The following is a 19,366-nucleotide window of genomic DNA, read 5'->3' on the forward strand; positions in this document are numbered from 1 at the left end:
AGTTCTCAGGGTTTTCGGCGCGTGCCGGTCTCCGCCACCCGGAATGTCCCGCTGGAGGGGCTGCCCAAAGGGACTACAGGGTGCGCAGCAGCGTCGCCGGCCGCTCGACGCAGTCCGCCACATAGCGCAGGAAGCCGCCCGCCGTGCCGCCGTCGCAGACCCGGTGGTCGAAGGTGAGCGAGAGCTGCACCACCTGGCGCACGGCCAACTCCCCTTGGTGGACCCAGGGCTTGGGCACGATCCGGCCGACCCCGAGCATGGCGGCCTCGGGGTGGTTGAGGATCGGCGTGGAACCGTCGACGCCGAACACCCCGTAGTTGTTGAGCGTGAAGGTCCCGCCCGTCAGATCGCCCGGTGTCAGGGTGCCCGCCCGGCCCGCCTCCGTCAGCCGCGCGAATTCGGCGCTCAGCGATTCGGCGGAGCGCGTGTGCGCGTCCCGTACGACGGGGACGACCAGCCCGCGGTCGGTCTGCGCGGCGAAGCCGAGATGCACCGCGGGCAGGCGCACGATCTCCCGGGCTGCCATGTCCACGGTGGAGTTCAGCTCGGGATGACGGGCGAGGGCCGCCGTGCAGATCCGGCCCAGCAGCGCGAGCAGGGAGATCTTCGGGCCCCCGGCGGCGTTCATCGCCGTACGGGCCGCCATCAGTTCCGTGGCGTCCGCGTCGACCCAGCAGGTCGCGTCCGGGATCTCATGCCGGCTGCGGCTGAGCTTGTCCGCGACCGCGCCCCTCACCCCGCGCAGCGGCACCCGGACCGCTCCGTCCTGGGCGGACACCGGCGACTGCCGGGAGGCCGCCACCGGAGCGGCCGTCACGGATGACGCCTGCGCCCGCTCCCGCGATTGCGGCTGGGGCTGGAGCTGGGGCTGGAGCTCCGGCAGGGTCCGCGGCTGTGCGACACCGTGCCGGATCGCCTGCTCGACATCGGACCGCAGGATCAGTCCGTCCCGTCCCGAGCCCGTCAGCGCCCGCAGATCGACGCCGTGCTCACGGGCCAGCCGCCGCACCAGCGGGGAGACGACCGGGACCGGTCCCGCCGCGCCGTTGACCGGACCGGCGGCGGGGGCGGTCCGGGCGCCGCCGGGGGGACAAAGCGCGGCGGGCGCCGTGCTCCGGACCGGACGGACCCGGCGCCTGCGCGCCACCGGCGCTCCCGTGCCGTATCCGACCAGCACATTGCCCGACGCGTCACCGGACGACTGGCCCGTCGAGCCGGCCGAGCCCGCTGCCCTGGGGGTGGCAGGCTGTACGGCCGGGTCCACGGCGGGCGGTGCCACGACGGGCGCGGACGGGGCGACCGGCCGCATCTGGGCCGCCGGGTCCACATCACCCGGCTCCGAGGCGCCCACCGCCACCGTCAGCAGCGGAGCCCCGACCGGCAGCTCCGTGCCCTCCTCGCCGTAGCGCGCCGTGACCACGCCTCCGTAGGGGCAGGGCACCTCGACCATCGCCTTGGCCGTCTCGACCTCGACCACCGGCTGGTCGATGGCGACGACATCCCCCACCGACACCAGCCAGCGGACGATCTCCGCCTCGGTCAGCCCTTCACCGAGGTCAGGCAGTTTGAATTCCAGCACCTGGGCCATCAGCTCTCCGTCTCCCACTGGAGCCGCGCGACCGCGTCCAGCACCCGGTCCACTCCCGGAAGATGGTGCCTCTCCAGCATCGGCGGCGGATACGGAATATCGAATCCCGCCACCCGCAGCACCGGCGCCTCCAGATGGTGGAAGCAACGCTCGGTGATCCGGGCGGCGATCTCCCCGCCGGGGCCGCCGAATCCGGTGGACTCGTGGACGACCACCGCCCGGCCCGTACGCCGTACGGATTCGGCCACCGTCTCGTCGTCGAACGGCACCAGGGAGCGCAGATCGACCACTTCCAGATCCCAGCCCTCGGCGCGGGCCGCCTCGGCCGCCTCCAGACAGACCGGCAGGGACGGGCCGTAGGTGATGAGGGTGGCGCTGCTGCCCCGGCGTCTGACCACGGCCCGGCCGACCGGCTCGACCGCCGCCGGCTCGTCGGGCGACCACGCGGCCTTCGACCAGTAGAGCCGCTTCGGCTCCAGGAAGACGACCGGATCGTCGGAGGCGATCGCGGCCCGCAGCAGTCCGTACGCGTCGTCCACCGTCGCGGGGGTGACGACATGGAGGCCGGGCGTCGCCATGTAATACGCCTCGGAGGAGTCGCTGTGGTGCTCGACCCCGCCGATCCCGCCGCCGTAGGGCACCCGCACGGTGATCGGCAGCGGCATGGCACCGCGCGTGCGGTTGCGCATCTTCGCCACATGGCTGATCAGTTGCTCGAACGACGGATACGCGAAGGCGTCGAACTGCATCTCCACGACCGGCCGCAGTCCGTACATCGCCATCCCGACGGCCGCCCCCAGGATGCCCGCCTCTGCCAGCGGAGTGTCCGTACAGCGGTCGTCCCCGAACTCCGCGGCCAGCCCGTCGGTGATCCGGAAGACCCCGCCGAGCGTGCCGACGTCCTCCCCGAGCACATGGACGGACGGGTCCTCGGCCATCGCGTCGCGCAGCGCGCGCCGCAGGGCCTGCGCCATCGTGGCGGGCTTCACCGCGACCGTGGTCATCGCGCCTCACCCTGTCCTTCCTCGGCCGACGCCGCCAGCTCGGCGCGGAGCTGGGCCGCCTGCTCGCGGAGCTGGGAGGTCTGGTCCGCGTAGACATGCGCGAAGAGATCCATCGGGTCGAGCACCGGCTCTGCGTTCATCCGGTCGCGCAACCGCGCGGCCATCGCCTCCGCGGCCTCGGCGGCCCGCCGGACGCCGTCCTCGTCGAGGATCCCGCGCGCGGTCAGCTCACGCTCCAGCAGACGGACCGGGTCGTGCGCGCGCCAGGTCTCGACCTCGTCGTCGGGGCGGTAGCGGGTCGCGTCATCGGCGTTCGTATGAGCCTCGACGCGGTATGTCACGGCCTCCACGAGCGTCGGTCCCTCACCCCTCCTGGCACGGGCCATGGCCTCGGCGAGCACCGTGTGCACCGCCAGCGCGTCATTCCCGTCCACCAGCCGGCCCGGCATTCCGTACCCGACGGCCTTGTGGGCGAGGGACGGCGCCGCGCTCTGCTTGGCGAGCGGCACGGAGATCGCGAAGCCGTTGTTCTGTACGAGGAAGACGACCGGGGCTCGCCATACGGCCGCGAAGTTCAGCGCCTCGTGGAAGTCGCCCTCACTGGTGCCGCCGTCGCCCACCAGGGCCAGCGCGACCAGATCGTCCCCCTTGAGCCGGGCGGCGTGCGCGAGACCGACGGCATGCGGGAGCTGGGTGGCGAGCGGGGTGGACAGCGGCGCGACCCGGTGCTCGTACGGGTCGTAACCGGTGTGCCAGTCGCCCCGGAGCAGCGTCAGCACCTCGACCGGGTCGAGTCCGCGCGCCACGGCCGCGAGGGTGTCGCGGTAACTCGGAAAGAGCCAGTCCTGCTCGCGCAGCACGAGCGCGGCGGCGACCTCGCAGGCCTCCTGGCCGGTGCTCGACGGATAGACCGCCAGCCTGCCCTGCTTGGTGAGGGCCGTGGCCTGGGTGTTGAACCTGCGGCCACTGACCAACTCGGCATGGAGCCGCAGCAGCAGTCCGGGATCGGCCCCGGCCACGGCGTCCGTGCCCAGCGCGCGATACGGCTCGGCATCGGGGAGCAGGGGTGCGGGGTCGGTACGCGGCTGCCACGCCGGGGGCGGGGTGGGCCGGTGGGCCGCGGCAGGCAGTTCCTGGACCGTACTGCTCTTCTTCACGCGTGCACCTCCTCGTGAGAGCGGGCGGGCGACGGGGTGCCCGGTGTGGCACGCCTCACCTACCGATTGTTCGGTCGTTGAGGCATTTTGGCTACAGGCGGCTTCAGCCTGTGGACAAACGGTTCTCCACAGCCTGGGATGGTCACAGGTCGTCCATGGCGGAGAGGTGGGGGGACATGGCAGCTGAACAAATGGCCGACGGCACGGACCAAGGCGCCGACGAGACCGGACCCGACACGGCCGGACGCGCCCCCGCCGACGCCGGCCGGGGCGGCGGCAAGAAGCAGCCCTCTCCGCCGCCCCCTGTGCCGCCGCGCCCGCTCGACGCCATCGACCACGACATCCTCCGGATCCTCCAGACGGACGGCCGCGCCTCGATACGGTCCGTGGCCGAGCGGGTCCATGTCTCACGGGCCAACGCGTACGCCCGGATCAACCGGCTGATCGACGACGGGGTGATACGCGGTTTCAGCGCCCGGGTCGACCATGAACGCGCGGGTCAGGGCGCCTCCGCGTACATCACCCTGAAGATCGTGCAGAACTCCTGGCGCACCGTGCGCGAACAGCTCGAAGAGCTGCCGGGGGCCGCGCACATCGCCCTGGTCAGCGGTGACTTCGACGTACTGCTGCTGGTGCACGCGCCGGACAACCGGTCCCTGCGCGAACTGGTCCTGACCAGGCTCCAGTCCATCCCGGAGGTGCTGTCCACCCGCACCCTGCTGGTGTTCGAGGAAACGGACCTCGGACCGGGAACGGCCACCGGCCCGACGCTCTAGGCCCTGTCCGGCGGACAGGACCTAGGGTCGGTCTACTCGCCGCTGCGTGTGTCCGCGGGCTCCGTGCGCAGTCCGTCGAAGGCCATCCGTACGACCGCCTCCGCCACCTCGTCAGGGCCATGGCCCCCGACCGCGTGCGGCCGGTACCACTCCACCAGGGAGTTGACCATGCCGAAGAGCAGCCGGGTCGCCAGCCTGATGTCCATGTCGGCCCGCAGATCCCCGTCCGCGGCGGCGGCCTTGAGCAGATCGGCCACCCGCTGGTCGAACTCCCGGCGCCGCTCCATCGCCCAGCGCTCGGTCTGCGTATTGCCCCTGACCCGCAGCAGCAGCGTCACATAGGGCAGTTCGGCCATCAGCACCTCGACCGTACGGCGGGTCACGTACTCCACCCGCGCGATCGCCCGTCCCTGGACCGCCCCGTCCTCGTCGAGAATCCCGAAGAGCCCGTCCAGGGCGCGGCTGACGGCACGGCGCAGCAGTTCCTCCTTGCCCACGACATGGTGGTATATCGAGGACTTCGAGATCCCGGCGGCCTTGGAGAGATGCTCCATGGACGTGCCGTCGTAACCGCGCTCGTTGAAGACGCGGACCGCGACCGTCAGCAGGGTCTCGGGCGTGTAGGTGTCGCGTTTGGCGGTCGTCATGACGCGTCGTCCTCCTCCTGTGCGGCGGCCAGGCGGCGCAGTGCCTGGGAGGGGGCGTAACGGCCGGTGGGGTACTCCTCGTGCAGCGACTCCAGCGTCTCCAGGACCCACCACGCGCCGAGTCCGGCCCCCCAGTCCAGCGGGCCGCGCGGATAGTTGACGCCCAGTCGCATCGCGGTGTCGATGTCGTCCGGGGCGGCCACCCCGCGCGCCGCCGCGTCGAGCGCGAGGTCCACGAGCATCGCGACCGTACGGGTCACGATCATGCCCGGGATGTCCGCGATCACGCTGACGTCCTTGCCGAGGGCCTGGAAGAGGCCGACGGCCTCGCTCAGGGCCGCCCCATCGACCCCGGCGGCGGGTGCCAGGGCGATCCGGGTCGCGGCGCGGTAGTCCAGCGCGAGATCGAAGTGGATGACGGGCATCCCGGCCTCGTCGGCGGCCGAACCGTCCGCCAGGAACAGCCGCGTACCGCCGGAGAGCTCGATCCAGCCCGGAAAGCCCGGGACGGCGTCGTCCTTACGGAGGACCTCGATACCGGCCTCCTCGATCAGACCGGGGAGCGCGTCGGCCGCGAAGAGTCCGCCGTGCACGGCGACGGACACGGGCGCCGGTGCGGGCCCTTCCGTCCGCGCCCCGGCGCGCGGTGCGGCGTCCTCGCCGTACGGGAACCAGCCCCGGCCCGACTTGCGGCCCAGCCGCCCCGACTCCACCAGCCTGCGCTGCGCGAGCGAGGGCGTGAACCGCGCGTCCTGGAAGAAGGACTCCCATACGGACCGGGTGACGGCCTCGTTGACGTCCTGGCCGATCAGATCGGTCAGTTCGAAGGGGCCCATCCGGAAGCCGCCGGACTCACGCAGCACCGCGTCGATCGTGGCGGGGTCGGCGGCCCCCTCCTCGTACACCCGGAACGCCTCGGCGTAGTAGGGGCGGGCGACGCGGTTGACGATGAAGCCCGGGGTGTCCGCGCAGCGCACCGGAGTCTTGCCCCACGCGCGTGCTGTCTCGAACGCGCGCCGCGCGCAGTGGTCGTCCGTCGCGAACCCGCTGACGACCTCCACGAGCGGCAGAAGGGGGGCGGGATTGAAGAAGTGGAGCCCGACCAGACGGCCGGGGCGGCGCAGCTCACCGGCGACGGACGTGACGGAGAGGGAGGAGGTGTTCGTGGCGAGCAGACAGTCGTCGGCGACGATGTCCTCCAGGGCCGCGAACAGTTCCTTCTTGACGGAGAGCTCTTCCAGAACGGCCTCGACGACCAGAGCGGCGTCGGCCAGCTCGGTGATCTCCACGGCCGGACGGAGCCGGGCGGTCGCGGCGTCGCGCGCCGCGGCGTCGAGCCCGCCCTTCTCGACCAGCCGGTCCAGACGCCCGGAGAGGGACGCGGCGGCCTGTTCCGCACGGCCCGGCACGGCGTCGTAGAGCCGTACGGGATGGCCGGCGAGCAGGGCCACCTGGGCTATGCCCTGCCCCATCGTGCCGGTGCCGACGACCGCGACGACGCGGCCGGGCTCGATTGCTGTCATGGAAGCAATCCTCCCGTATGAGCGGGCCTCGAAAGGGCCATGGGGTTCTCCGCAGGTGAGTTGTCCACAGGTTCGCCGGGCCCTCTTGTCCCGACCGATCGTTCGGTTACTCTAACTCTGTCTGTCCCTTCATGTCCCTGTCCCGACCGCATCGCCCGACCGAGGAGTGGGTCCGTCATGGCCGCCCAGCTCAGCCCCCAGCAGCTCTCAGACAAGCACCGGTCCACGCTCGACCAGGCCCTTGACGCGATCCGCAGCCGCGCCTACTGGTCCCCGCACCCCGAGCACCCCAAGGCGTACGGCGAGAGCGCGCCGGCCGAGGGTCTCGCCGCCTTCCAGGCCCTGCGCGGCACCCGCTTCGAGCTGGATCAGCCGGGCACGGACGGCTGGACGGGCGGCGAGATCTCGCCGTACGGACCGGCGCTGGAGGTCGAGTATCCGCACGCGGACCCGGACGTCCTGCTGCCCGCCATGCGCGCGGGCATGGGCGCCTGGCGCGAGGCGGGGCCCGAGACCCGCGCCCTGGTCTGTCTGGAGATCCTGGCGCGGATCAGCGCCCGCACGCACGAGTTCGCCCAGGCGGTGATGCACACCAGCGGGCAGGCCTTCCTGATGGCGTTCCAGGCGGGCGGGCCGCATGCCCAGGACCGCGGCCTGGAGGCCGTGGCGTACGCGTACGCGGAGCAGACCCGGACCCCGGCCGCCGCCGACTGGTCCAAGCCGCAGGGCAAGCGCGACCCTCTCGCGCTGAGCAAGACCTTCACCGCGGCCCCGCGCGGCATCGCGCTGCTGATCGGCTGCAACACCTTCCCGACGTGGAACGGCTATCCGGGCCTGTTCGCGTCCCTGGCCACGGGCAATCCGGTGCTGGTCAAGCCCCATCCGCGCGCGGTGCTGCCGCTCGCCCTGACGGTACGGGTGGCCCGCGAGGTGCTCGCCGAGGCCGGGTTCGACCCGAATCTGGTCGCGCTGGCCGTGGAGCGGCCGGGCGAGGGCATCGCCAAGTCGCTGGCCGTGCGCCCGGAGATCCGGATCATCGACTACACCGGGTCGACCGCGTTCGGCGACTGGCTGGAGACCCACGCCCGCCAGGCGCAGGTCTACACGGAGAAGGCCGGCGTCAACACCGTCCTCGTGGACTCCACCGACGACTACAAGGGGATGCTCTCCAATCTGGCCTTCTCGCTCTCCCTCTACAGCGGCCAGATGTGCACCACCCCGCAGAATCTGCTGATCCCCCGGGACGGCATCACGACGGACGCGGGCGAGAAGTCGTACGACGAGGTGGTGGCCGATCTCGCGGCCTCGGTGAGCGGTCTGCTGGGCGACGACGCCCGTGCCAACGCGCTGCTGGGCGCCCTGGTCAACCCCGATGTGAAGGCGCGTCTGGAGGCGGCCGCCTCGCTGGGCGACATCGCGCTCGCCTCCCGGGAGATCGCCCATCCCGACTTCCCGGACGCGGTGGTCCGTACGCCCGCGATCGTGAAGGCCGACGGCGCCCGCAAGTCCTGGGAGAAGGCCGGAGAGGGCGGACCCGAGGCGGACGCCGAGGTTCCGTATCTCGCCGAGTGCTTCGGCCCGGTGTCCTTCGCGGTCGCCATGGACTCGACGGACGACGCGCTGGAGCTGCTGCGGCGCACGGTGCGCGAGAAGGGCGCGATGACGGTCGGCGCGTACACGACCTCGCCGGAGACGGAGCGCGCGGTCGAGGAGGTCTGTCTGGAGGAGTCCGCACAGCTCTCGCTGAATCTCACGGGAGGGGTGTATGTGAACCAGACAGCGGCCTTCTCGGACTTCCATGGCTCCGGGGGCAACCCCGCGGCGAACGCGGCGCTGTGCGACGCGGCCTTCGTGGCCAACCGCTTCCGGGTGGTGGAGGTCAGGCGCCAGGCCTGACCCCGCACCGGTGACCAGCCCCCACCGGTGACCGTCCGCCCGCCCCTCAGAGGGCGGGCGGTCCGGCCGCCCCCGGCGTGCCGGCGTCGGAGACGCCGGCGTCCGGAATGCCCGCGTGCCGCTGGATCCAGGCGTGCATGGCGATCGCCGCGGCGGCTCCGGCGTTGATCGAGCGGGTCGAGCCGAACTGCGCGATCGAGCAGACCATCGCGGCGTGTTCGCGGGCCTCCTCGGTCAGACCGGGGCCCTCCTGGCCGAAGAGCAGCACACAGCGGCGCGGCAACTCGGTCCGCTCCAGCGGTACGGACCCCGGCAGATTGTCGATCCCGATGATCGGCAGTCCCCCGGCCGCCGCCCACGCCGTCAGCTCGGCGGCGCCGGAGTGATGGCGCACATGCTGGTACCGGTCGGTGACCATCGCGCCGCGCCGGTTCCAGCGCCGCCGCCCGACGATATGGATCTCCTTCGCGAGGAAGGCGTTGGCGGTACGGACCACGGAGCCGATATTGAAGTCATGGGTCCAGTTCTCCACCGCCACATGGAAGTCATGGCGCCGGGTGTCGAGATCGGCGACGACCGCCTCGCGCGTCCAGTACCGGTAGCGGTCCACCACATTGCGCCGGTCCCCGGCCGCCAGCAGTGCCGGGTCGTACCGCTCGTCCCGCGGCCAGGGCCCGGGATGCGGCCCGACGCCGATCTCCGGGCCGAAGCCCTCGTCGTACTGAACGGGCTCCAGGTCCTCGGTCCGAGCCGGTTCCAGGTCCGCCGCCGTCTCACTGCTCACCCGACGAGAGTACGGGGCTGCTGCTCCGGGCTGTCGCGTCGCTGCTCCGGCAGGTGCTTCCGCCCCCCGTCCCGCTCCCGGGGCCGGGAGAACAGCCGGTACCACAGTCCCGTGAGCCGGTCACCGAGCCATCTCAGGAAGTTCGTCGGCAGGAAGACCGCGTCGGCGGCGATCATCGCCAGCGAGAAGAACGGCAGTCCCAGCAGTACGGCGATGCCCGCATGCTCCAGCATCATCGCGACCAGCAGCACGTTCTTGACGCGCCGGTTGAAGACCGCGAACGGAAAGGCGACCTGCACGGCGACCGTGCCGTACGTCAGCAGCATCACGATCACACCGCTGGACGCGAGCAGTCCGGAGAGCTCCGGCCAGGGCGCGAAGTAGTGCAGCTTGAGCGGGTAGTAGAGCGCGGTGCCGTCCTGCCAACGTGAGCCCTGGATCTTGTACCAGCCGGCCGTGGCGTAGACGAGACAGACCTCGGCCATGATCACGACGAGTGCGGCGTTGTGGACGAGATTGGCGAGGACGTCCAGCAGGGCGCGCGGCTCGCCGTTCGGCTCGTAGCGGTTCACCGCCCACCACAGAGCCTGCGCGATCCACACACCCCAGAAGAGGACCAGCAGCCACACGGCGCCCTGGACCCGGTCCGTCACCGTGCCGATGAGCAGGAAGACCCCGAGACAGCCCCAGAGAAGCGGCCCGACCCGGTCCCGTACGGCCCCGGCCCCGGCCCTCGCCCCGGCCCCGGCTCCCGCCACAGCCCCGGCCCCCGACACGGCACCGGCTGCCGCCCCGGCCGCCGTACGCGCCGCGCGCCTGGCGTCCAGCGACCAGACCTGACCGCAGCGGGTCAGCACCAGATAGATCGCCATCAGATGGATGACGTTGTCCCCGCCGTCGCCCATGAAGATGCTGCGGTTCTGGAGCGACAGCACACCGAACATGAAGATCACGGACATGGTGCGGGTGCGCCAGCCGACCAGCAGCAGCGCGCTGGACAGCACGGCGACGGCGAAGACGATCTCGAACCAGACCGTGCTGTCCGACCACATCAGCCCGGTGAAGGCGCCGTTCCGCGCGATGAGCTGCTGGGCCATGTCCCAGCTCCACGGGCTGTCGGGACCGTACAGCTCGCGGCGGTTGGGCAGCTCCCACAGCAGGAACAGCAGCCAGGCGCCGGCGAACCCGATCCGGACGACCGCGCTCTGGTACGGGCCGAGGGAGGAGGCGGTGACGCGCTGGACCGCGCGGGTGGCGGCCCCCCAGGCGAGCAGAGGCCTGCTCGCCGCCCGCACGCCGGGCCGGTCCTCCCGCACGCCGGGCGGGTCCTCAAGGCGCCCGTCCTGCCCCTCGACGAGACGCTCGCTCCGCCCCTCGTTCTGCCCCTCGCCCTGCCCCTCGCTCACTGCCCCGCCTCCGTACGGCCGTTGCGTACGCCTAGGGGAAGGTCGGTGGCGTTCACCGTCCACCAGGGAAGAAGCCGGTAGACCGGTCGCGTATTGATCTTCTCGGTGCTCCACGGGGGCGCCGCCACCGCGCTCGCGGCGGACCTGATCTGGATACGCTCCACCGGACCGCCCAGGTCATCGTCCTCAAGACGCAGCATCACGATGCGGCGGACATAGCTCTCGGAGAGCTGTCCGCGCAGACCGTTGGGGCGGTTCTTGTCGTCGTGCGATCCGACGAAGAAGTCCCAGCCGCGGCGCAGTTCGTTCTGCTCGACATGGCTGGGAAGGGGATTGCCGCGGATCGCCTCGCCGTCCTCGGCGGAGAGGTCGATCCAACCGGTGGTCGTCCGCGCGCCGTCGGCCTTGGTGACCTCGGCCCTTACCTGGACGGCGACGTTCTGCTGGAGCGGGTTGGGCGCGAAGAGCTTCCAGTTCTGCTCGAACTCCGGATAGACCCACTCGTCGACGGCCTTGCCGTGCTGCTTGGTGATCGTGTTGGACGGGGCGACATGAAGAAAGATCATGGCCAGATGGGTGCAGGCCAGCAGCCCGACGAGCACGAGCACCACGACCGCCGCCAGCTGGCCGGGAAGGGAGAGGCCGGCTATCCCGGCGCCGGGCGGCTGCCCGGCTGTCCCGCCCTTGTCGTCGTACGAATCCATCCCGCCCCGATCCCGCCCACCGGTCAGTCACCCACAGGGTTGACACCCTACGGGCCGGGCCCGCGGGTCTGGTCTCGAACGGGGTTTCCCCAGCGGCTCCCGGTCGGATGGCCACTCGTAGACAGAGCTCAGACCGAGCTCAGACCGAGCTCAGGCAGATGGCCTGGCTCAGAGCACGAACGCCGGGGTGCCGTTCTCCGTGACCATCGGACGCCCGGCGCCGTCCCAGGCGAGCATCCCGCCGTCCACGTTCACCGCGTCGACGCCCTGCTGCACCAGATACTGGGTGACCTGTGCGGAGCGACCGCCGACCCGGCACATCACATAGGCCTTCCGGCCCTCGGCCACCGCCTCGGTCACCTCGCCGAAGCGCGCCACGAAGTCACTCATCGGCACATGCAGCGCGCCCTCGACATGGCCGGCCGCCCACTCGTCGTCCTCCCGGACGTCCAGCACCAGTCCGTCGGACGGGACCGCCGCGACATCGACCGAGGGCAGTGAGGCGAAATTCATGGATGGTGCCTTCTCTCGTACGGGACGGGGACCGGGACAGGATCCGTGAGCCGGCCCATGCGCCGTGAGCCATGGGCCGTGAGTGACGGACCTGGGCGGTGGGTCGTGGGCGATGGGCCACGGACCACGGCCACAGGCCTCCGAAAAACCTACTGCACCAGCCTGGCGAGTTCCGTCTCACGCCCGGAGACCTCCGCGAGCAACTGCTCGGCGATCTCCTCCAGCAGCCGGTCCGGGTCGTCGGGCGCCATCCTGAGCATCGCCCCGATCGCGCTCTCCTCCAGCTCCTTGGCGACCAGCGTCAGCATTTCCTTGCGGTGCGACAGCCAGTCCAGCCGGGCGTAGAGCTCCTCGCTCTCGCTCAGCGGCGGCGCCTTGGGCGCGGGTCCCGCCGCCCACTCCTCGACCAGTTCCCGCAGCAACGGCTCGTCCCCGCGCCCGTAGGCGGCGTTCACGCGGGTGAGGAACTCCTCACGGCGGGCGCGCTCGCGGTCGTCCCGGGCGAGATCGGGGTGGGCCTTGCGCACCAGATCGCGGTAGAGCTTGCGGGCCTCGTCGCTCGGCCGGACCCGCTTGGGCGGCCGTACGGGCTGTTCGGTCAGCATCGCCGCCGCCTCGGCCGACAGACCGTCGGAGTCGATCCAGTCGTGGAACAGTTCCTCGACCCCCGGCATCGGCTGCACCATCGCGCGGGCCTCGCGCGCCTTGCGCAGATCCTCGGGGTCGCCGGTCCTGGCGGCGCGGGCCTCGGCGATCATCGCGTCCAGCTCGTCCAGCCGGGCGTACATGGGACCGAGCCGCTGGTGGTGCAGCCGGGAGAAGTTCTCCACCTCGATCCGGAAGGTCTCCAGCGCGATCTCGAACTCGATGAGCGCCTGTTCGGCGGCGCGTACGGCCTTCTCCAGCCGCGCCTCGGGCCGAGCGGCGTCCGCGTCCGCCCCGGCGTCCGCCGCGCCCATGGCACCCGTCTCCGGATCCGCCGCGCCCGTCGGCTCCGTCCCCGCGGCCTCCGCCGGGTCCGGCCCGGCCGCCGGCGCTCCCGCCGCGTCGCTCCCGCCCGCTGCCACCGTGGATTCCGTCGCATCCGGCACGTCTCGTACATCCCGTTCGTCGTCGTTACGGATCGTCGGCTCCCCAGGGGCGTCCCGCATCACCCGGCCACCTGTATCACCGGACCTGTATCACCCGCCCAGCGTACGGGCGATCCGCGGGGCCCCCGCGCCGTCCCCGGCCGTCACACGCCCCGCCGGGCCGTCACACACCCGGCTCGGCGGCCACGCGCCCGTTCCTGATGGCCGCCAGCAGGTCGGCGTGGTCCGCCTCCGTGCGGTCCGCGTACACCACGGCGAAGGCCGCGACCGCCGCGTCCAGCTCCTCGTTCTTGCCGCAGTAGGCGGCGATCAGCCGCGGGTCCACGCTGTGCGCGTGGGCCCTGGCCAGCAGCGCGCCGGTCATCCGTCCGTAGTCGTCCATCTGGTCGGCCGACAGCGCCGCCGGGTCGACGCTCCCCTTGCGGTTCCTGAACTGCCGTACCTGAAAAGGCCTGCCCTGTACGGTCGTCCACCCCAGCAGATTGTCGCTCACGACCTGCATCCGCTTCTGTCCGAGCACCACCCGGCGCCCCTCGTGCGCGACCTCCGTCGCCTCGAACCCGACGACCGGCAGATACGGCAGCAGGGCGGAGGGCCGTGCCTCCTTCACCTGGAGCACCAGCGGCTCGCCCCGGTGGTCCATGAGCAGCACCACGTACGAGCGTGTCCCGACGCTGCCGGTGCCGACCACCCGGAACGCCACGTCGTGGATCGCGTACCGCGCGAGCAGCGGCAGCCGGTCCTCCGGCAGCGTGCCGAGATACTCCTCCAGCGCGGCGGCCACCGCCGCGGCCTCCTCGTCGGGCACTCGCCTCAGCACGGGCGGCGCGTCGACGAACCTCCGCGGCGAGGCGGCGCCGACGGACCCGCTCCCGTCGGGGACGGCCTCGGTCGACCTGGCCGCGAACCGCGCGCTGGTGTTGTTGCGGGCCTTCTCCGAGACACGCTCCAGCGTGCCGACGAGATCGCGCGCGTCCGCGTGCGAGACGAGTTCCTCGTCGGCGATCGCGTTCCACGCGTCGAGCGCCGGGAGCTTCGCCAGCAGCCGCATCGTGCGCCGGTAGGCGCCCACCGTGTCGTACGCCGCGCGGCGACAGGTGTCCTCGTCCGCGCCCGCCGCGCGGCCCGCCAGCACCAGCGAGGTGGCGAGCCGCTTGACGTCCCACTCCCAGGGTCCGAACACGGTCTCGTCGAAGTCGTTGAGGTCGATGACCAGCCGGCCGCGCGCGTCCCCGTACAGACCGAAGTTGGCCGCGTGCGCGTCCCCGCAGATCTGCGCGCCGACCCCGGTGACCGGGGTGCCCACCAGATCCTGGGCCATCAGTCCGGCGGCGCCGCGCAGAAAGGCGAAGGGGGTGGCGGCCATCCGGCCGACCCGCAGTGGCGTCAGTCCGGGCACCCGGCCGCGGCTCGACTCCTCCACGGCGCGCACCGCGTCGGGCCGCCCCGCGGCGAACACGACGGAATCGTGCGAGGACCGCGGCACCCGGGTCCGCAGCGACTTGCCGACTTCCTTGGGCGTCCGCTCCCGCGCGCCGTGCGCGCCCTCTCCGGCGCCTGTCGCCGTACGCGTCGCGAAACCCGGTACCACCGGTATACGGCCCACCTGAGCGCGCCCGTCCCCGGAACCGTCCCCGAAGCCGCCCCCGGAACCGTTCCCGAAGCCGTTCCCGGAAACCCCCGCCGACCCGACATCGCCCATGGCGTGCCGCCTCCCCCGTACTCGCCCTGCCCGGTACTCGCCGTACCCGCCGCAGTCATACGCAGTCATATGAGATGAACCGCGGATGACGGTACTCCCGCACGGGAGCGGGCAGGGAGCGGGACCGTCCCGGAAAGAGCCGGAGCGCTCGCCACGCCACCGGAGCGCTCGCCACGCCATACGCCCCGCGTCCCGCGTACGGTTTTACCGAGACGTGATGAAAAAAAGTAAGCGACTGTGTTATTCATAGGTGCGAACGGAATTTCCGATCGCTACTCATCTGTACGGCACCACCTGGAGAACGTCATGGCCACGCTTCTGCACATCGACTCCGCCGTCTTCCCCGAAGGCTCCGCCTCGCGCGACCTCACCGCCACCTTCGTCAAGTCCTGGCTGGAGCAGCACCCGGAGGGCAAGGTCGTCTACCGCGATCTGGCCGCCACCCCGCTGCCCCACCTGGACGTGGCCGCCGTGTCGGCGGGCGCGGGGGACGCCCTGCGCGCCGAACTGGCCGCCGAACTGGCCGAGGCGGACGCCGTCCTCATCGGCGCGCCGATGTACAACTTCACGATCCCGTCCACCCTGAAGGCGTGGCTGGACCAGGTGATCATCGTCGGCCACAACTCGGGCCCCGACAGCACGGTGACGGACACGCCGTTCACCATCGTCGCCAGCCGCGGTGGCTCGTACGCCCCCGGCACCCCGCGCGAGGACTTCGAGTTCGTCCAGACCTATCTGGAGAAGGTGCTGACCGGAATGTTCGGCGCCACCGAGATCGACTTCATCGTCCCGGAGCTGACCCTCGCCTCCTCAAGGCCGGAGATGGCCGAACTCGTCCCGCTGGCCGAGGCGTCCCGCGCCAGGGCCACCGAGCAGGCCACCCGGAGGGCCAAGGCCCTCGCCGCCCGCCACGCCGCCTGAGCACAGCCCCGGCAGGACACGAGCCGCGAAAGTAACCCACCTCACAGCGGCGGAGGCCGGCTCCCTCACGAGCCCAGACAAGCCCGAACAAGCCCGGACACGGCCCGACAGACCCAGACACGCCGGACAACGAAGAACCCCCGCTCCGGATCTCTCCGGAGCGGGGGTTCTGTGGTGCGCGAGGGGGGAGTTGAACCCCCACGCCCTTTCGGGCACTGGAACCTGAATCCAGCGCGTCTGCCTATTCCGCCACCCGCGCATTGGGTGTGCCGTCCGGTGCCTCACCTGCTGGTGTGCGCCCCTGGCGACATGCAGAAGATTAGCACGGTGGAGAGGGTGGGTTCACATCCGTTTGTTTGGGCATCGCGCCCCTGGAACAGGGAACGAACAGCGGTCGCCCCCCACTCCTCCTGAGAGCACCCCGGGTGCGGGACACTGTCATGAGGCCGCCTCTACGATCCGTGTGAGAGGTGACACTCATCGACGGGGCAGACAAGGGGAACCAGCCGATTTCCCGACGCGTGGATACGATCAGTAAGCAGTACCAGGACGGCAACGACGGAGGAGGTGCCCCATGGGAGTCATGAAGCGTTTCGAACAGCGTCTCGAAGGTTTGGTCAACGGCACCTTCGCGAAGGTGTTCAAGTCCGAGGTCCAGCCCGTCGAGATCGCGGGTGCCCTCCAACGCGAGTGCGACAACAACGCGACGATCTGGAACCGTGAACGGACGGTCGTCCCCAATGACTTCATCGTGGAGCTCAGCGCGCCCGACTACGAGCGTCTGAGCCCCTACTCCGGACAGCTCGGTGACGAACTGTCCGGGCTGGTCCGCGACTACGCGAAGCAGCAGCGTTACACCTTCATGGGCCCGATCAAGGTCCATCTGGAGAAGGCCGAGGACCTCGACACCGGTCTGTACCGGGTACGCAGCCGCACGCTGGCGTCGAGTACGTCACAGTCGCAGCCGCCCGGCGGCGCGCCTGGCGGCCCCGGCCCGCTCGGCGGACCCGTCGGCTACGCCGCGCCCGCGGCCCCTCCTGGCCGCGCCGCCGGCGGCTACGGCTATCCGCCCGCCGCCGCACCTCCCATGCCGGCCGCGCCGCCGCCCGGCGGCCACGCGCCCGCCGCGGGCCGTTCCCCCGGGGCCGGTCCCGGCGCGCTGCCGCACGGCCAGGTACGGCGCTGGATCGAGATCAACGGCACCCGCCATCAGATCTCCCGCGCCACGCTCGTGCTGGGCCGCAGCACCGACGCCGACGTCCGGATCGACGATCCGGGCGTCTCCCGCCGGCACTGCGAGATCCGGACCGGTACGCCCTCGACGATCCAGGACCTCGGGTCCACCAACGGCATCGTGGTAGACGGACAGCACACCACCCGCGCTACGCTCCGCGACGGCTCGCGGATCGTCGTGGGCAACACCACCATCGTTTACAGGCAAGCCGAAGGGTGAAGCGGGGGCAATGTCAGAGCTGACCCTGACGGTCATGCGGCTAGGTTTTCTGGCCGTTCTGTGGCTGTTCGTGATCGTGGCCGTCCAGGTCATCCGCAGTGATCTGTTCGGCACGCGCGTCACACAGCGCGGCTCACGCCGCAGCGGCGACGCCCGCCCGCAGCAGGCCCGCCAGCCGGCGGCGCCGCCCCAGCAGCGCCAGCAGCAGGGGGGCAGGCAGCGCCGCGGCGCGCCCACCAAGCTGGTCGTCTCCGAGGGCAGCCTCACCGGCACCACGGTGGCTCTCCAGGGGCAGACCATCACCCTTGGCCGCGCGCACGACTCGACGATCGTGCTGGACGACGACTACGCGTCCAGCAGGCATGCCAGGATCTATCCGGACCGCGACGGCCAGTGGATCGTCGAGGACCTCGGATCCACCAACGGCACGTATCTCGACCGGACCCGGCTCACGACACCGACACCGATCGCGCTGGGCGCTCCTATCCGCATCGGCAAGACCGTCATCGAGCTGCGGAAGTAGTACGACAATGAGCGAGCGGAGCGAGCGAGCCGCGGCGGTCCCGACAGCGGACCGGAGCAGGCTCCCGACCGGAGGGTGGGCAGTGTGGCTCGAGACCGGCTGGCGCGACAGTCGACCGGCGAGCCGACGGGCGAGGTGCGCATGAGTCTGTCTCTGCGCTTCGCCGCCGGATCGCACAAAGGCATGATCCGGGAGGGCAACGAGGACTCCGGCTACGCCGGACCCCGGCTGCTTGCCATCGCCGACGGCATGGGCGGCCAGGCCGCCGGTGAGGTCGCGTCCTCCGAGGTGATCTCGACCCTCGTCCAGCTCGACGACGACGTGCCCGGCTCCGACCTCCTCACCTCGCTCGGCACGGCGGTGCAGCGCGCCAACGACCAGCTCCGGGTGATGGTCGAGGAGGATCCCCAGCTCGAAGGCATGGGGACGACGCTCACCGCTCTCCTCTGGACCGGCCAGCGGCTCGGGCTCGTCCATGTCGGCGACTCCCGCGCCTATCTGCTGCGCGACGGCGTCCTGACCCAGATCACCCAGGACCACACCTGGGTGCAGCGGCTGGTCGACGAGGGCCGGATCACCGAGGAAGAGGCCACCACCCATCCGCAGCGCTCCCTGCTGATGCGCGCGCTGGGCAGCGGCGACCATGTCGAGCCGGATCTCTCCATCCGTGAGGTCCGCGCCGGCGACCGCTATCTGATCTGCTCCGACGGCCTCTCCGGCGTCGTCTCCCACCAGACGATGGAGGAGACCCTCGCGAGCTACCAGGGCCCGCAGGAGACCGTACAGGCGCTCATCCAGCTCGCGCTGCGCGGCGGCGGCCCCGACAACATCACCTGCATCGTGGCCGACGTCCTGGACGTCGAGTCCAACGACACCCTGGCCGGCCGGCTCAGCGACACCCCGGTCGTCGTCGGCGCGGTCGCCGAGAACCAGCTCCCGCTGAGCTCCGCGGAGAACGCCGCCGCGATGCAGACCCCCGCGGGCCGCGCCGCCGGTCTCGGCCGCTCCGTACCCCCGCAGACCGCGGGCGGCGGCTTCGGCCCGCCCGGCAGCGGCCAGGACGCCGGCTACGGGGGCATGCCCCCCGAGGGTGGCTTCGGCGCGTACAGCGACGAGGACTTCGCCAAGCCGCGCGGCAGCCGCAAGTGGCTCAAGAGGTCCTTCTACTCCGTGCTCGCGCTGGCGGTCGTCGGCGGCGGTCTGTACGGCGGCTACCGCTGGACGCAGACCCAGTACTACGTGGGCTCCAACGCCGAGCATGTGGCGCTCTACCGGGGCATCAGCCAGGATCTCGCCTGGCTCTCCCTCTCGGAGATCGAGAAGGACCACCCCGAGATCGAACTCAAGTACCTCCCGCCCTACCAGCGCAAGCAGGTCGAGGAGACCATCGCGGAAGGCAGCCTGGCCAACGGGCGGGACAAGATCCAGGAACTCGCCACCCAGGCGTCGGCCTGCAAGAAGGACGAGCAGCGCCGTCAGGCCGACCGCGAGGCCAATGTGGTCACCGGCGAAGGCCAGGCCGGCGGCACGACCGGTACGAACACCTCCGGCCGGACCACCACCATCAAGCCGAAAGCCGCGACTCCCACTCCGGGCCCCAGCCTCTCGGAGGAGGAGCAGAAAGTGGCCTCGAACTGCGGAAAGCAGCAGTAGCCGGCCGTAGGGGGCCTTTCACCAC

General features: G+C 71.3%; 17 protein-coding genes and 1 tRNA gene. 6 read left to right on the plus strand and 12 right to left on the minus strand.

Annotation, left to right across the window (positions count from 1 at the left end; all coding sequences use genetic code 11):
• Positions 1-73 precede the first annotated feature (73 nt).
• Genes OG214_RS19440 through pdhA form a run of 3 tightly spaced genes read right to left on the minus strand, consistent with a single transcriptional unit; the run spans position 74 to position 3,749 of the window.
• Positions 74-1,588 carry a dihydrolipoamide acetyltransferase family protein gene (locus OG214_RS19440; protein WP_405985457.1) on the minus strand — a complete coding sequence of 505 codons (1,515 nt, stop codon included), beginning with the start codon at positions 1,586-1,588 and terminating at the stop codon, positions 74-76.
• Complete coding sequence (locus OG214_RS19445; RefSeq protein ID WP_405985458.1) at positions 1,588-2,592, minus strand: alpha-ketoacid dehydrogenase subunit beta; 1,005 nt, start codon at positions 2,590-2,592, stop codon at positions 1,588-1,590. Before OG214_RS19445 ends, OG214_RS19440 begins: the two co-directional genes overlap by 1 nt.
• On the minus strand, positions 2,589-3,749 hold the full coding sequence (gene pdhA, locus OG214_RS19450) for a pyruvate dehydrogenase (acetyl-transferring) E1 component subunit alpha (RefSeq protein WP_405985459.1): 1,161 nt from the start codon (positions 3,747-3,749) through the stop codon (positions 2,589-2,591). The genes OG214_RS19445 and pdhA overlap by 4 nt, the downstream gene beginning before the upstream one ends.
• Before the next feature lie 191 nt (positions 3,750-3,940).
• On the opposite strand from pdhA, the gene OG214_RS19455 reads away from it, so the two are divergent.
• Complete coding sequence (locus OG214_RS19455) at positions 3,941-4,525, plus strand: Lrp/AsnC family transcriptional regulator (RefSeq protein WP_405987549.1); 585 nt, start codon at positions 3,941-3,943, stop codon at positions 4,523-4,525.
• Positions 4,526-4,557: 32 nt separating this feature from the next.
• On the opposite strand, the gene OG214_RS19460 is transcribed toward OG214_RS19455, so the two are convergent.
• Positions 4,558-5,172 (minus strand): TetR/AcrR family transcriptional regulator, encoded by a 615-nt coding sequence (locus OG214_RS19460; protein WP_363079000.1) that lies wholly within the window; start codon positions 5,170-5,172, stop codon positions 4,558-4,560.
• Positions 5,169-6,695 (minus strand): 3-hydroxyacyl-CoA dehydrogenase, encoded by a 1,527-nt coding sequence (locus OG214_RS19465; RefSeq protein ID WP_405985460.1) that lies wholly within the window; start codon positions 6,693-6,695, stop codon positions 5,169-5,171. The genes OG214_RS19460 and OG214_RS19465 overlap by 4 nt, the downstream gene beginning before the upstream one ends.
• Positions 6,696-6,872: 177 nt before the next feature.
• On the opposite strand from OG214_RS19465, the gene paaN reads away from it, so the two are divergent.
• Positions 6,873-8,591 carry a phenylacetic acid degradation protein PaaN gene (paaN, locus tag OG214_RS19470; protein ID WP_363078997.1) on the plus strand — a complete coding sequence of 573 codons (1,719 nt, stop codon included), beginning with the start codon at positions 6,873-6,875 and terminating at the stop codon, positions 8,589-8,591.
• Between the two features lie 46 nt (positions 8,592-8,637).
• Here the strand turns inward: paaN and OG214_RS19475 are convergent, their stop codons facing one another.
• The 6 genes from OG214_RS19475 to OG214_RS19500 form a co-directional block, all read right to left on the minus strand.
• Entirely contained in the window at positions 8,638-9,375 is a 738-nt protein-coding gene (locus tag OG214_RS19475) for a TrmH family RNA methyltransferase (protein WP_405985461.1), read from the minus strand.
• Positions 9,372-10,649, minus strand: a complete 1,278-nt coding sequence (locus OG214_RS19480; protein ID WP_405987550.1) for an HTTM domain-containing protein — start codon at positions 10,647-10,649, stop codon at positions 9,372-9,374. Before OG214_RS19480 ends, OG214_RS19475 begins: the two co-directional genes overlap by 4 nt.
• A 128-nt stretch (positions 10,650-10,777) precedes the next feature.
• Positions 10,778-11,485, minus strand: a complete 708-nt coding sequence (locus OG214_RS19485; protein WP_405985462.1) for a DUF5819 family protein — start codon at positions 11,483-11,485, stop codon at positions 10,778-10,780.
• 168 nt (positions 11,486-11,653) lie between these two features.
• The gene (locus OG214_RS19490; protein ID WP_363078994.1) at positions 11,654-11,998 is read right to left on the minus strand and encodes a rhodanese-like domain-containing protein; all 345 of its coding nucleotides are present in this window, start codon (positions 11,996-11,998) and stop codon (positions 11,654-11,656) included.
• A 149-nt stretch (positions 11,999-12,147) separates the two neighbouring features.
• A complete protein-coding gene (locus tag OG214_RS19495; RefSeq protein WP_405985463.1) occupies positions 12,148-13,152 on the minus strand; it encodes a hypothetical protein in 1,005 nt (334 codons plus the stop codon).
• Between the two features lie 100 nt (positions 13,153-13,252).
• On the minus strand, positions 13,253-14,791 hold the full coding sequence (locus tag OG214_RS19500) for a DUF2252 domain-containing protein (RefSeq protein WP_405985464.1): 1,539 nt from the start codon (positions 14,789-14,791) through the stop codon (positions 13,253-13,255).
• Positions 14,792-15,097: 306 nt separating this feature from the next.
• Here OG214_RS19500 and OG214_RS19505 point away from each other — a divergent pair, with 306 nt between their 5' ends.
• Entirely contained in the window at positions 15,098-15,712 is a 615-nt protein-coding gene (locus OG214_RS19505) for an NAD(P)H-dependent oxidoreductase (RefSeq protein ID WP_363078991.1), read from the plus strand.
• A 172-nt stretch (positions 15,713-15,884) separates the two neighbouring features.
• Here the strand turns inward: OG214_RS19505 and OG214_RS19510 are convergent.
• Positions 15,885-15,971, minus strand: a tRNA-Leu gene (locus tag OG214_RS19510).
• Positions 15,972-16,286: 315 nt separating this feature from the next.
• Here OG214_RS19510 and OG214_RS19515 point away from each other — a divergent pair.
• The 3 genes from OG214_RS19515 to OG214_RS19525 all read left to right on the plus strand — a co-directional run bounded on the left by OG214_RS19515 (position 16,287) and on the right by OG214_RS19525 (position 19,341).
• Complete coding sequence (locus OG214_RS19515) at positions 16,287-17,165, plus strand: DUF3662 and FHA domain-containing protein (protein WP_363078990.1); 879 nt, start codon at positions 16,287-16,289, stop codon at positions 17,163-17,165.
• Between the two features lie 10 nt (positions 17,166-17,175).
• On the plus strand, positions 17,176-17,688 hold the full coding sequence (locus tag OG214_RS19520; RefSeq protein WP_093604346.1) for an FHA domain-containing protein: 513 nt from the start codon (positions 17,176-17,178) through the stop codon (positions 17,686-17,688).
• A 141-nt stretch (positions 17,689-17,829) separates the two neighbouring features.
• On the plus strand, positions 17,830-19,341 hold the full coding sequence (locus tag OG214_RS19525; protein WP_363078989.1) for a Stp1/IreP family PP2C-type Ser/Thr phosphatase: 1,512 nt from the start codon (positions 17,830-17,832) through the stop codon (positions 19,339-19,341).
• Positions 19,342-19,366: the final 25 nt, after the last annotated feature.

It is taken from the genome of Streptomyces sp. NBC_00872 (genome assembly GCF_045161915.1).
Taxonomy (GTDB): domain Bacteria; phylum Actinomycetota; class Actinomycetes; order Streptomycetales; family Streptomycetaceae; genus Streptomyces.

Coding starts and splice junctions, on each gene's coding strand:
- OG214_RS19440 (WP_405985457.1), bottom strand. CDS start 1,588: ATGGCCCAGGTGCTGGAATTCAAACTGCCTGACCTCGGTGAAGGGCTG.
- OG214_RS19445 (WP_405985458.1), bottom strand. CDS start 2,592: ATGACCACGGTCGCGGTGAAGCCCGCCACGATGGCGCAGGCCCTGCGG.
- OG214_RS19455 (WP_405987549.1), top strand. CDS start 3,941: ATGGCCGACGGCACGGACCAAGGCGCCGACGAGACCGGACCCGACACG.
- OG214_RS19460 (WP_363079000.1), bottom strand. CDS start 5,172: ATGACGACCGCCAAACGCGACACCTACACGCCCGAGACCCTGCTGACG.
- OG214_RS19465 (WP_405985460.1), bottom strand. CDS start 6,695: ATGACAGCAATCGAGCCCGGCCGCGTCGTCGCGGTCGTCGGCACCGGC.
- paaN (WP_363078997.1), top strand. CDS start 6,873: ATGGCCGCCCAGCTCAGCCCCCAGCAGCTCTCAGACAAGCACCGGTCC.
- OG214_RS19485 (WP_405985462.1), bottom strand. CDS start 11,485: ATGGATTCGTACGACGACAAGGGCGGGACAGCCGGGCAGCCGCCCGGC.
- OG214_RS19490 (WP_363078994.1), bottom strand. CDS start 11,998: ATGAATTTCGCCTCACTGCCCTCGGTCGATGTCGCGGCGGTCCCGTCC.
- OG214_RS19500 (WP_405985464.1), bottom strand. CDS start 14,791: ATGGGCGATGTCGGGTCGGCGGGGGTTTCCGGGAACGGCTTCGGGAAC.
- OG214_RS19505 (WP_363078991.1), top strand. CDS start 15,098: ATGGCCACGCTTCTGCACATCGACTCCGCCGTCTTCCCCGAAGGCTCC.
- OG214_RS19515 (WP_363078990.1), top strand. CDS start 16,287: ATGGGAGTCATGAAGCGTTTCGAACAGCGTCTCGAAGGTTTGGTCAAC.
- OG214_RS19520 (WP_093604346.1), top strand. CDS start 17,176: ATGTCAGAGCTGACCCTGACGGTCATGCGGCTAGGTTTTCTGGCCGTT.
- OG214_RS19525 (WP_363078989.1), top strand. CDS start 17,830: ATGAGTCTGTCTCTGCGCTTCGCCGCCGGATCGCACAAAGGCATGATC.